The 12,497-nt window shown below is 64.3% G+C and carries 12 protein-coding genes; 8 read left to right on the top strand and 4 right to left on the bottom strand.

Annotated elements, in window-relative coordinates; genetic code table 11:
- The first annotated feature begins 33 nt into the window (after positions 1–33).
- From IWX88_RS06040 to IWX88_RS06015, 6 genes are all read left to right on the top strand, one after another.
- The gene (locus tag IWX88_RS06040; RefSeq protein ID WP_231368922.1) at positions 34–1,362 is read left to right on the top strand and encodes a bifunctional o-acetylhomoserine/o-acetylserine sulfhydrylase; all 1,329 of its coding nucleotides are present in this window, start codon (positions 34–36) and stop codon (positions 1,360–1,362) included.
- A gap of 118 nt (positions 1,363–1,480) precedes the next feature.
- Positions 1,481–2,710: a homoserine O-acetyltransferase gene (locus tag IWX88_RS06035; protein ID WP_196828282.1), complete on the top strand. Its 1,230-nt coding sequence runs from the start codon at positions 1,481–1,483 to the stop codon at positions 2,708–2,710.
- Between the two features lie 133 nt (positions 2,711–2,843).
- Positions 2,844–3,506 (top strand): response regulator, encoded by a 663-nt coding sequence (locus IWX88_RS06030; protein WP_370568202.1) that lies wholly within the window; start codon positions 2,844–2,846, stop codon positions 3,504–3,506.
- Between the two features lie 232 nt (positions 3,507–3,738).
- Positions 3,739–4,779, top strand: a complete 1,041-nt coding sequence (locus IWX88_RS06025) for a sensor histidine kinase (protein WP_231368920.1) — start codon at positions 3,739–3,741, stop codon at positions 4,777–4,779.
- On the top strand, positions 4,776–6,029 hold the full coding sequence (locus tag IWX88_RS06020) for a hypothetical protein (RefSeq protein WP_196828276.1): 1,254 nt from the start codon (positions 4,776–4,778) through the stop codon (positions 6,027–6,029). Before IWX88_RS06025 ends, IWX88_RS06020 begins: the two co-directional genes overlap by 4 nt.
- 37 nt (positions 6,030–6,066) lie before the next feature.
- On the top strand, positions 6,067–6,753 hold the full coding sequence (locus tag IWX88_RS06015; protein WP_370568201.1) for a response regulator: 687 nt from the start codon (positions 6,067–6,069) through the stop codon (positions 6,751–6,753).
- A 12-nt stretch (positions 6,754–6,765) separates the two neighbouring features.
- On the opposite strand, the gene IWX88_RS06010 is transcribed toward IWX88_RS06015, so the two are convergent.
- From IWX88_RS06010 to IWX88_RS05995, 4 genes are all read right to left on the bottom strand, one after another.
- Positions 6,766–8,067 carry an MFS transporter gene (locus IWX88_RS06010; protein ID WP_196828917.1) on the bottom strand — a complete coding sequence of 434 codons (1,302 nt, stop codon included), beginning with the start codon at positions 8,065–8,067 and terminating at the stop codon, positions 6,766–6,768.
- 77 nt (positions 8,068–8,144) lie between these two features.
- Complete coding sequence (locus tag IWX88_RS06005; RefSeq protein ID WP_196828274.1) at positions 8,145–8,459, bottom strand: thiamine-binding protein; 315 nt, start codon at positions 8,457–8,459, stop codon at positions 8,145–8,147.
- Between the two features lie 62 nt (positions 8,460–8,521).
- On the bottom strand, positions 8,522–9,796 hold the full coding sequence (locus tag IWX88_RS06000) for a glycosyltransferase 87 family protein (protein WP_196828272.1): 1,275 nt from the start codon (positions 9,794–9,796) through the stop codon (positions 8,522–8,524).
- An 83-nt stretch (positions 9,797–9,879) separates the two neighbouring features.
- Complete coding sequence (locus IWX88_RS05995; RefSeq protein WP_196828270.1) at positions 9,880–10,698, bottom strand: ADP/ATP-dependent (S)-NAD(P)H-hydrate dehydratase; 819 nt, start codon at positions 10,696–10,698, stop codon at positions 9,880–9,882.
- A 24-nt stretch (positions 10,699–10,722) separates the two neighbouring features.
- Here IWX88_RS05995 and IWX88_RS05990 point away from each other — a divergent pair, with 24 nt between their 5' ends.
- Both IWX88_RS05990 and IWX88_RS05985 read left to right on the top strand, forming a co-directional pair.
- The gene (locus IWX88_RS05990; RefSeq protein WP_370568200.1) at positions 10,723–11,364 is read left to right on the top strand and encodes an HAD family hydrolase; all 642 of its coding nucleotides are present in this window, start codon (positions 10,723–10,725) and stop codon (positions 11,362–11,364) included.
- A gap of 2 nt (positions 11,365–11,366) precedes the next feature.
- The gene (locus tag IWX88_RS05985; RefSeq protein ID WP_196828268.1) at positions 11,367–12,452 is read left to right on the top strand and encodes an NADH:flavin oxidoreductase/NADH oxidase; all 1,086 of its coding nucleotides are present in this window, start codon (positions 11,367–11,369) and stop codon (positions 12,450–12,452) included.
- The last annotated feature ends 45 nt before the right edge of the window (positions 12,453–12,497 follow it).

Genomic DNA, 12,497 nt, shown 5'->3' with positions numbered 1-12,497 from the left:
ACCCCCCTGCCCGCACGACTCGAGGAGACAATCATGAGCGACACCGCGGCAGGCTGGAAGTTCGAAACCAAGCAGATCCACTCGGGTGCGGCACCCGACCCCGTGACCAACGCTCGCGCAACCCCGATCTATCAGACCACCTCCTACGTCTTCAACAGTGCCCAGCACGCCAAGAATCTCTTCGCTCTGGCCGAATTCGGAAACATCTACACCCGCATCCAGAACCCCACCCAGAATGTGGTCGAGGAGCGCGTCGCGGCCCTCGAGGGTGGTACTGCAGCTCTCCTGCTCGCCTCCGGCCAGGCCGCCGCGACCATCGCGGTTCTCAACATCGCCGAGGCCGGCGACCACATCGTCTCTTCCTCCTCGATCTATGGAGGCACCTACAACCTCTTCAAGTACACGCTGAAGAAGCTCGGCATCGACACCACCTTTGTTGAGGACCAGGATGACGCTGCCGAGTGGGCCGCGGCAGTTCGCCCCAACACCAAGCTCTTCTTCGCGGAGACCATCGGCAACCCGCAGATCAACATCCTCGACATCCGCAAGGTCGCCGATGTGGCACATGAGAACAGCGTTCCGCTCATCGTCGACAACACGATCGCGACGCCGTACCTGATCCGCCCGTTCGAGCACGGAGCCGACATCATCGTGCATTCCGCCACCAAATTCCTCGGCGGCCACGGCACCGTTATCGGTGGCGTCATTGTCGACGGTGGCACGTTCGAGTGGTCCAAGAACGTCGAGAAGTTCCCCGGCCTCACCGAGCCGGATCCCTCGTATCACGGCGCGAGCTACACCACGGTTCTCGGGGACGGCATCGCCTACATCATCAAGGCACGGGTTCAACTGCTGCGCGACTTCGGATCCGCAATCGCCCCGGCGAGCGCCTGGCAGCTCATTCAGGGCATCGAGACACTGAGCCTTCGCATCGAGCGCCATGTGCAGAATGCGCAGGCCGTGGCCGAATGGCTCGACAACCACGAGGATGTCGCCTCGGTCAACTACTCCGGGCTCCCCTCGAGCCCGTGGTACGCCGCAGCCAACACCTATGCCCCCAAGGGCGTCGGTGCAGTGCTCTCGTTCGAGCTGAAGGGTGGAGTGGATGCCGGAGCAGCCCTCGTCGACAGCGTCTCGTTGTTCAGCCACCTCGCCAACATCGGAGATGTGCGCAGCCTCATCATCCACCCGGCATCGACAACCCATTCGCAGCTCACCCCGGAGCAGCAGCTGACCTCCGGGGTGACCCCTGGACTTGTGCGACTCTCGGTCGGCCTCGAGAACATCGACGACATCATCGCCGACCTCTCTGCCGGACTCGCCGCGGCCCGCGCCGTCACGAAGGCCGCCCAAAGCGCCTAGCGGTCTCGATCAGCAGAGCAGCGCGCGGCAGGGCGGCGCGCTGCTCTGTCGCCCGTGACATCGGCCGATCCGTAACAAAAGGCGCGACCTCAGCCAAACTTGCCATACTTAGCGGGACATGGACTGGCAGACATCCGAGGACACAGTCCCATCGAGCTTCGTCACCGAAGCGAACACCCGGGCGATCAGTGGCAAGCCTCCCGCGACCGGTGCATGGCGTGAGGGCGATCACCCCGGCGACCGACTGTTCGTGCCGATCGGGGCCCAGCAGTTTGAGCGGGGTGGCACCATCCCCTCCGCCCGAATCGCCTACGAGACCTGGGGCGAACTCGCCGAGGATCGCGGGAACGCCATACTGGTGCTCCACGCTCTCACCGGGGACAGCCACGTCGTCGGATCCGCTGGCCCCGGGCATCCCACTGCCGGATGGTGGTCCGGCATCATCGGACCGGGCAAATCAATCGATACGGATCACTGGTTCGTCGTGGCACCCAACATGCTCGGGGGCTGCCAGGGCAGTACCGGGCCCGCTTCCCTCGCCCCCGACAGGCGCGAATGGGGACGCCGTTTTCCCTACCTGACGATCCGCGACCAGGTTGCGGCGCAGGTCGCTTTCTCCGACGCACTCGGAATTGCGCGCTGGGCGGCGGTGATCGGTGGATCCATGGGCGGGATGCACGCTCTCGAATGGGCCATCGGCCACCCTAGCCGTCTCGATCGAGTGGCTGTGATCGCGGCGCCGACCATCTCAAGCGCAGACCAGATCGCGCTCAACTCGGTGCAGATCGAAGCAATCAACATGGATCCGCGCTTCGCAGACGGTAACTACTACGAGGGCGCGGATGGGGATGGACCGTACCGTGGGCTTGCGCTGGCCCGCCGGATGGCCCTGCTGAACTACCGCTCACCCACCGAACTCAACGACCGGTTCGAACGCAGTTGGCAATCGAGCGTGAGTCCCCTCGGTGCGGACGGCAAGTTCGCGGTGGAAAGCTATCTCGACTTCCACGGCAACAAGTTCACCCGGCGCTTCGATGCCAACAGCTATGTTCTGCTCGTGCAGGCCATGAACTCGCACGATATCGGACGCGACCGCGGTGGTGTCGCAGCAGCCCTCGCCCGGGTTACCGCGCAGAACGTCGTGCTCGGAATCGACAGTGACCGGCTGTTCCCGATGGTCGACCAGGTGACGATCGCCGGCGGGGTCTCGAGCAATATCGACGGTGGGCGGGCAGTGGTCATCCACTCTCAGTTCGGTCACGACGGATTTCTGATCGAGGACCAGCTTGTCGGACCGGAGCTCGCCCGACTGCTGCAATCGCAGCCCGGAACACGGCCCGGGCCATAAACGGGAGCGCAGCCCGCGTGCCTGCGGGAAAACACCCTGCCCACCGGTGACAGTCAGCTTCACTAGTCTGGGTACTCTAAACAATGAGTACCAGAAGCCGATCTGGCCATCCCCCAGTGGAAAGCCGGTGCGTGTGTCTCGCAAGCGAGTGAAATGTGCGCCTATCCGAGTTGCGATCGTCGACGATCACCGGCTCGTCGTGGACGGACTCGTCGCGCATCTGCATTCGCGGCGCCACGGCATTCATGTTGCCATTGGCGTCACCAGCTGGGCCGCTCTGTTGGCGAACACCGAGTTCCCCGTCGACGTGGTCGCCCTGGATCTCAACCTCGACGACAATATTTCGATCGGCGCCAAGGTGCGCGCACTCAGTGCTGCCGGCTCGCGCACCATCGTGATGAGCCGCCACGCAGAGTCGTCTTCTGTGCAGAGTGCCATCCGTGCTGGTGCACTCGCGTTCGTGCCCAAAACCGAACCAGCGGACGAATTGGTGCGCGCGATTCTATCCGCCGCCGCCGGACAGCGCTACGCGAATGGCTTCCTCACCGGTGCCCTGTCGAACGACGGGAGGACACTCGAGCCGGGCCTCGGCCGGCAGGAACTCCGGGCCATCATGCTCTACGCCTCCGGGCGGTCCATCCGCGAGGTCGCGGGAGATATGGGGACCACCGAGGAGACGGTCAAGTCCTATATCAAACGCGCGCGGCGAAAGTATCGCGATGTCGGGCTCGATCTTGGCACCAAGATCCTGCTGAGACGCCACGGTGTTCGCGTTGGCTGGCTTGCCCCGGAGTAGGGGCCAGTGAGAACCGATTAGTGGCCGGTGAGGGCCGGTAAAGACCGGTGGTTGCCGCGCGTCACCCGTGGTGTCGCCACCCCTATAACGGGTGTGGATGTGTGACTATTGCACTGTGAAACTCATTGCCAGGGAGCGCGATCGGATCCTGCAGCGGTCCGCCCGTTTTATCGGCCTAGGGTCCACCGCGGTTGCGGTTGTCTGTTTCTCAGTTCCCGGGGTGGTGCCCTTGATGACGCTGCTCTTGGTACTCCCCTTATTCGGAATTCTCGCGTTGAGTCTGTACTGGGTCGGAGTGAACCGATCTCTCAGCTGGGTCGGGCTCGGCATCCTGTCAGGGCTATGTATCCTCGTCGTCGTGTACCTCTCGGAAGGCGACACGGTGAGTCCCTCTCTCGGTACGGCGATCGTTCCGCTTGCCGCCGGTGCACTCGCATCGTTTGCGGTGGTGCTCACCGTCAGTGTCGTACGCCTCGTCACACTCGTGCTCGCATTCGTGGTGACAGTGGTGCTTGCCGAGCTCGCCATTCCGGGCAACGTCGGAATGCAGGATGCCCAGATCCTTCTCGGCTGGATGCTCGCAACGATCTTTGGCTACTGGCTGTCTGCAAGCATCCCGCGTGCCGGGCGCAGGATCCACAGCATCGGGCGTGCCCACCGCGCGGAACGGCAGGCCAGCGAGACCGAAGCCCAGCGCCGCCAGGGCGCGCGGCTGCTCCACGATACGGTGCTCGCGACCCTTACCCTCCTTGCCCACTCCGGCGTCGGTGTCGCGGCCTCCGCCCTCCAGCAGCAGGCGGGTGAGGACGCGCGGCTGCTGCGCCAGCTGAGGTTGGGGGCGACCCCTGTTCCACAGTCCTCCGGCAGCTACACCCTTGAGCCGGTCGAGGAGACCGCACTTGGCACAACACTCGAATCCGTTAAGCAACGATTCGGACGCATGGGACTCGAGGTCAGCTGGCATGGCACCGGCCAGGTGCTGCTGCCGAGCGATGTTCTCGACGCCTTCCTCCTCGCCCTCGCGGAGTGCCTCGAAAATGTGCGCCGTCACGCCGGCGTAACTGACGCGCACGTCACCATCACCGACGATGAGTCCACCGTGCGGGCGATGGTGACAGATGCCGGCGTCGGTTTCGTGCTCTCCGATATCGATGAGGCGCGACTCGGCTTCAAGGATTCCGTCGTCGCCCGACTCAGCGAAGTCGGCGGCAATGTCAGGCTGTTCTCTTCCCCGGGAGCTGGCACCACCGTCGTCCTTGAGGTGCCCAAGTGACCAGCTACATCCGCCCCGAGGAGAATACCCTCGGTGTCATCCTCGGCAAGCCCGGCCGGTCTGGGGTGCCGACCGGGTCGACTGCCGGACGCGCCATGCGCCAGGCCAGCGCCCGCGGGGCGAGCCTCGGCACCGGCTGGCTTGGTCTCGGAGCGGGTCTCCTCGCCGCGGTGCAGGCGGTCTACGGCATCGTCATGTTTGTGAGCCACGCCGGCGAATACCCGAACCTCCTGCCGGCCGCTCTCGCCTGGGTGGTGTACGCACTCGCGCTCACCGGCGTTGCCACCACGATCGCCACACGTGGCGAGCAGATGCCCAATTGGTTGTTCGGTGTCTTCCTGCTTGGCCTCAGCGGCACCGTGGCATTCGACCTCATCGCCGTGTGGCCGCTCCACGATGTCGGACGTTACGTCACTTCGGCCGCATCCGTCGGCTTCGGGCTCCTCGCCGCCCTCACTCTCCGTCGAAGTCGTGAACTGCTTGCCGTCGCGTTTACCCTCGGCACGACATTGCTTGTGGCCATACTGTTGTCGATGCGACTCACCGCCGAGAACATCCCTGCCCAGCTGCTGCTCATCGCGACGGCAGTGATGCCGGTGGTGTTCGGAAGTTACGTTCTGCGACAGTTCCGCCGGATCGTGCAACTGGAGCTCGATCGGGTGCTGGTTCAGAGCACGGTATCTGCGCCACGTTTTGCCGTCGGTATGCTCGCGTCCGAGGAGCTCGCACGGCTCGACCTCGCCGCCGAGGAACTACTCGAATCCGTCGCAACGGGACGCCTGACCCTCCCCCTGTCCCCCGAGACGGCCTCGACAGCAGCATCCCTCGCAACCGAACTGCGCCTGCACCTCATCGAGGGCCGTCGCGAAACCTGGCTGTACCACGCGATCACGGAATCCGAGCAGTTGGGTAGGTCAGTGACCCTTGCCGATCGTGGAAGTCTCGCTGGCCTGCTGGATCCGCAGCAACGCGACGGGCTGCTCGCCGCGGTCTGGTTACTCGTGAGCGACCAGAGCAAGTCCTCCCCGACCGCCCAACTCACGATCGGTCCGGTTACAGCAGTGTCGGAGGCCGGCTCGAATAACATCACGGTTCCGCTCATCATCACGACCACCGCGGTGCCACGGAGCCGGGTGGATCCCGCCACCTGGGAGGCGATCGGCAAAGTAGGTCGATTCCTCGACTCCACCCAAGACTCGAGCCTGCGTGTCGAGATAGAGTGCATCGTCACGAACCCTGCCAATCAATAGCATCGAATCAGACGCCAACACAGAACGGGAAGCCTTCGTGCCAGACACCGCCTCAACAGACACTGACAACCGAATCCGCCTCGCGCTGGTCGACGACCACAAGATGTTGCTCGGTGCCCTCACCGAATGGATCCGCAATGCCGCATCGGACATCAACATGGTTGCTGCCGTGTGCACATGGCCGGAGCTGTTGACCCATCCCGAGTTTCCGGTGGACGTAGTACTGCTCGATCTCGACCTCAAAGACAACATTCCGGTCTCGCTCAAGATCTCGACGCTCAAGACCACTGGTGTGAAGACCGTGCTCATGAGCACGTACTCCGAACCGAACGTGGTGCGGGAGGCTCTTGCGGCCGGTGCCCTCGGCTATCTCGTGAAGAGCGAGGACGCCGACATGATCGCGGAGGCAATCCGGGCTGCGGCTACGGGCAACTCATTCGTCTCCGCCGAACTAGACCTCGCCCTCAACGCCAGCGACATCGGTGGTGCTCCCAAGCTGAGCGCTCAGGAGCGGCGGGTGATGGCCCTCTACGGCGGCGGGGAACCGGTGAAGGCTGTCGCATCCCAGCTCGGCATCTCAGAGGAGACGGCAAAGAGCTATCTCAAGCGCATCCGAGAGAAGTACCGCGTCGCCGGCATCGACGTTGGCACGAAGGTGGCGCTTCGCAAGCGTGCGATCCAGGACGGCATCCTGCTCTCGACCGACGAGCGAAACAGTTTCTAGGGACCGACCACCCTATTCGGCCCCGAGCGGCACAACGGGCGACTCCCGCCGACTCGCGAGAGACCCGCCCCTGCTGCGCTGCAGCAGCACGCTCCAGGTCACGAGGGCCACCCCTGGCACGCACAGCATGAGACCGACCCACACCGGCGAGACGTAGCCGAACCCGGCGGCGACGGTGAGCCCACCGAGAAAGGCGCCGAGACTGTTACCGATGTTGAGGGCCGAGTGGTTGGCTGCCGCGGCGAGCGTCTGGCTATCGCCGGCGACATCCATCAGCCTGGTCTGGATCGCGGGGGAGATGCCGGCGGCAGCCACGCCGACGAGGAAGACGAATGTGACCAGTCCTGGTAGGGACTGCACGGTGAGCGCGAGTCCGGTAAGCGACACGATGAAGAGTGCGAAGAAGAAGAAAATCGACCGCACGACGTTAGCGTCTGCGGCCCGCCCGCCGATGAGGTTTCCGGTGGTCATGCCGAGTCCAACGACCACGAGCACAATCGGTACCAGGGATGCAGGAAGACCTGCGACATCGGTCGAGATCGGCGAAATGAAGGTGTAGACGCAAAAGAAACCGCCGAAGCCGATCGCACCGGTGAGCAGGGTAAGCCAGACCTGTGAACGCCCGAACGCCGTCAGCTCCCGCTTCATCGTGGCTGATGCATCTCCCGGTTGCGTCGGCACCAATACGGCAAGCGCGACAAAGGTGAGCCCGAAGATGACCGCGACCGCGAGGTAGGCCACACGCCAACCGGCCTGCTGCCCAAGAAAAGTGATGGCCGGCACACCAATGACATTTGCGATCGTGAGACCTGAGAGCACGTAGGCGACGCCCGCGCCGCGTTTGCCAGGCCCCATCAGGGATGCGGCCACGAGAGACGCGATGCCAAAGTAGGCGCCGTGCGGGAGTCCGGCAAGGAAACGCGCCGCGAGCACGAGTCCGAAAGTTGGCAGTACCGCCGACAGCATCGTGCCGATGGTGAAGGCAGCTGCCAGCACGAGCAGTAGCTTCTTCCGCGGAAATCGCGCCGCGAACGCGGCAATAGTGGGTGCGCCGACCACCACGCCGAGGGCGTAGGCCGAGGCGAGCCATCCGGCCTGGGCATTCGCGATCTCCGGTGAACGAGCATAGAGCTGCGGAAGCAGGTCATGAGCAATATTCGGCAGCAGGCCGAGCACGACGAATTCGGTGGATCCGATTCCGAATCCGCCGAGAGCAAGGGCGAGGAGGGCCAGGCGAGTTCTGGCTGGGGTGAGGGTTTTCACTTGGATGACGACACCGTTCGATTCACGGGGGACACACTCACCGTCGAGCATCGGTGGGTACGTCGACGACGATCCCGACTTCCACTGTAGGGGCATTCAGCATGCACCCCCGGTCACTGCCGGATGACTCAGCTCACTGCGTGCGCGACGATCGCCTGCTCGAGACGCTCCACCTTGCCCGTGAGCTCCCCCGTATGGCCAGGACGAATATCTGCCTTCAGCACAAGCGATACTCGTGTGCCGAATGCGCCCACCGCTTCAGTTGCGCGCCTCACCACGTCGAAGACTTCGTCCCAGTCGCCCTCGATAGTGGTGAACATCGAGTCGGTGTGGTTGGGCAGTCCAGACTCGCGCACAATTCGCACGGCCGCTGCGACGGCGTTGTGCACCGAATCATCCGCGTCGGGCGCACCGCTGGGGGCAACGGAAAAAGCGACGAGCATTGGGATCTCCTCAAATCGGTGGCTACACCTTGTGGACGATCGATTCGCCCGCAATTAGCCTGTCACGATCGGTACCGAACGGCCAGACAGCGGGATGCCCGCCAGATGGTGACAACCGCCCAGCCCAGCAGCACGAAGTAGAGCAGGTTGCGGGCGGACAGAACGCTGAGCATGGCCGGGTTGAGCCCCAGCAGGTAGCCGTAGAAATACGGATAGATGAGCTGGGTGAGGGCAGCGAGCACCAGAACCAGGATCGCTGGGGTACGAAACGAACGGCCCCTCCCGACCGCATTGGTTGCAAGGCCGAGAATCACCGGCACGGCGAGCCAGGTGATGTACTGCGGTGATCCGACCTTGTTAAACGCGATAAGGGCCACGATATACGCGAGAGAGAGGGCAGGCAGCAGATCGGCGACAGAGACCCGATTGCGCACGGCGAGGATGGCCAGCACGGTTATGGCGAAAACGGCGAGAATCATGAGCGGGTTCATCAGCGCACTCGCGAGCTCGACTCCCGCACCGCGCACCTGCCAGGTGAGGATGCCGCGGTCGTAGTACACGGAGTTGTTTGCGGCCCCTGCGAACTCCCGCCACAGCCAGATGGTGCTGACCGGCGCTTCGACCTGCAGCCCGCGCACGGATTGCTGCGTCACGAAACTGAGGACGTGTGAGCCGGCCCCCAGGGACAGTGCGACCGCGATGATCCCCACGCTCGTGACAGACGCTCCGACGATGACCCGGGTTCGCGCTCGAACCGAGATGAGGATCGCCACGAGTAACGCGGCAGGCCAGACTTTGATCCAGGTGGCGATGGTGAGAATCACCGATGCGGCCCGGGGACGGGTCGCCACGAGCAGCACTCCGACGATCGCCAGCGGAACAGTAATCGAGTCGATGCGTCCAAGCGCGATCGGACCGAGTGACACGAGAAATGCCACCCACCACCAGCCCACCACGGAGTTTCGACGGGTGCGGCCCCAGTCGGTGAGAAGACCGAACGCCACGATATCCAGCACAAGCACCAGGCCGAGCCAGGTACCCGGCATCGACTCGGCTCCGAAAATGCGCGAGATGAGCATCGGCACGAGCGCGACAATCGGGTACACCCATGAGCTGTCGATACCCACCCAGTAGTTCGCCAGCAACGCCTGATCGGTCCAGAACTTGTAGACGATCGTGACGTCGCCGAGTGGGAGGCCCGGGCCGTAGAGGTTCAGCGCCCCGAGCCACAGGTGTACGAGGATGAAGGCCACCCACAACAGAATCGGGTTGCCAAGAACAAATCGGCCAGGTACCGGCCGGCGCAGGATCGAACGAGGCAGCACCGACGGGGTCATGATGGCAAGGGTATCCGGTAACAATTCGTTGTCCGCGCCATCCTGCACCACTGCACTCCTGCTGGTATGCACTGACCATCGAGTTACGCCAGCAGCTCCGCGATCACGGCCGGCACCGCCTCGATGAGGTCGACAATGGTGAGCGGTCCACCCGCGCTGGCTCGCGATGCGGCCAGCCCGTGGATGACCGAGGCGGTGGCTCCGAGCCGGGCGAGCAGTGCGGGGTCGGTGGCGATGGCACGCGCGTGGGTGGCGACGAGGGCTCCGAGGATGCCGCCAAGGGCATCGCCCGCACCGGCCGTCGCGAGCCAGGACGGAGCGGATGACGCCACCAGTCGGGTGCCGTCTGGAGAGGCAACGTAGGTGCGGTGTCCCTTCAGCAGCACGGTCACGCCGAGCGTCTGGGCGGCGCGGCGTGCCGCTTCCGCCGGGTCGCGCAGAAGATCAGTCGTGGATTCACCGAGCACCCGCGAGAGTTCGCGCAGGTGCGGGGCAATGATCACCGGACCGGTTGCGCGATCGAGAAGGTCAAGCGCCCCCGCGTCCACCACGATCGGGAGGCCGGATTCCAGCGCGGCTCCGAGCCGGTCGGCGGTGGCGGTGTTCCGAAGCACGGCATCCATTCCGGAGCCGACCAGCCAGGCCTGCACGCGACCGGTGACCGTCACCGCCTCAGGGCGCCGCTGCAGCACGAGGGTCGTCGCCCGCTCATCGCCGAGATAACGCACCATGCCGACACCGGTGTGAAGCGCGGCATCCACTGCCAGCACCGCGGCCCCCGGATACGCGGTCGATCCGGTGACTACGCCGAGTACTCCGCGGGAGTATTTGTCGTCATCCGGTACTGGCACAGCGATGAGCCCAGCGGAGTCTCTCGAGGTCCACAGCGTGAATGCAGTCATGGCTCTCACGATAGTTTGGAAGACGTGATTGATAACGTACGCGCCCTGAGCATCACCGATAAAGTCGTCGTTTTCGACTATGGCGAAGTAATTTCCCGGTCACCAAGCGTGGCATCCCGCGCCGCGCTCGAGGCTGTGGCCGGGGTCGGGGTGGATCCGAAGCTGTTCCGGGTCTCGTACGACGCCCACCGCGACGGTCTCGACCGCGGCACCACCAGCATCCGCGACTATTGGAAGCTGATTGCCGCCGATACCGGCGCCGAGTGGTCAGAGGCACGCATCCATGAGCTCTGGGTCGCCGATTTCACCGGGTGGATCAGCATCGACGTGGAAGTGTTCGAGATCATCGCCGATCTGCACGCCGGCGGGACCCGCATCGCACTGCTCTCGAACGCCGGCTTTGATTTCGCCAGTGGATCCCGGTACTCCCCGGTAGCCCGGTTTTTTGAGCGGATATTCGTGAGCGCCGAGATGCTGAAGCTCAAGCCCGAGGCTGATATATATCTCGAGGTGGCCCACGAACTCGGAATAACCTGCGCCGAAATGGTCTTTGTCGACAATAAGCAGGTCAACGTGGACGGCGCAGTGTCGCTCGGCATCACCGGCCACCATTTCGTCGGAGCCGCCGGTCTGCGCCGCTTCCTCCAGATGATTTCCGACAGGTGACCATGCCGACCTCCGCTCTCTTCTCCCCCTACTCTGTGCGCGCGGTCACGATGCGCAATCGACTCTGGGTCGCACCGATGTGCCAGTATTCGGTGCAGAACCATGACGGTGTTCCGACCGATTGGCATCTCGTGCACCTCGGTGGATTCGCCAAGGGCGGTGCCGGTCTCATCATCTCCGAGGCGACCGCCGTGAGCGCCGAGGGTCGTATCTCCCCGGAAGACACGGGCATTTATACTGATGAGCAGCGTGACGCCTGGGCCCGCATTGTGAAATTCCTTCATTCGCAGGGTGCCGTCGCGGGCATCCAACTCGCTCATGCCGGTCGCAAGGCCTCCACCTGGCGTCCCTGGGCTGCCGAACGCGGAAGTGTGCCGGCATCCGAGGGTGGGTGGCCGGCCGTCGCGCCCTCCGCCGTGGCCTTCACCGGCTATGCCGTGCCTACCGAGCTCGACCGGGCTGGCATCGACAGCGTGGTTGCCGACTTCGCCGCAGCCACCCGGCGTTCCATCGACGCGGGATTCGATGTGCTTGAGCTCCATGCCGCGCACGGCTACCTTCTGCACCAGTTCCTCTCACCGCTGTCGAATCTTCGCACCGACGAATACGGCGGAAGCCTCGAGAACCGCGCTCGCCTCCTGCTCGAGGTGATCGCCGCTGTCCGAGCCGAAGCCGGTGAGGATGCCGCACTGTTCGTGCGATTCTCCGCCACCGACTGGGCCGAGGGCGGCTGGGACCAGGAGCAGACCGCGGCGGTCGCCGACCTGGCCCGTGATGCCGGTGCCGACTTCTTCGATATCTCCACCGGCGGCCTGGTCTCCGGCACACAGATCCCGGTTGCTCCCGGCTACCAGGTGCCATTCGCAGAATTCGTGAAGCACGCCTCGTCGGTCGAGGTGAGCGCCGTCGGCCTCATCACCGAGGCCCGCCAGGCCGAAGAGATCATCTCCTCTGGCAAGGCGGATGCCGTGATGCTGGCACGCGGGATCATGCGCGACCCGCAATTCCCGCTTCGCGCTGCCCATGAGCTCGGCATCGAGCTGGACTACTGGCCCGCCCAGTACCTCCGCGCACAGTGGCCGAACTGAGCCGGCCGATCTGAGCTGGCCTGGACTGAGCTGGCCTGGCCGCAC

The organism is Frigoribacterium sp. CG_9.8, from assembly GCF_015751965.1.
In the GTDB taxonomy this organism is placed as follows: Bacteria; Actinomycetota; Actinomycetes; order Actinomycetales; family Microbacteriaceae; genus Lacisediminihabitans.
Note: the sequence above shows the minus strand (reverse complement) of the source record. Positions and strands in the feature narration are given on the sequence as shown.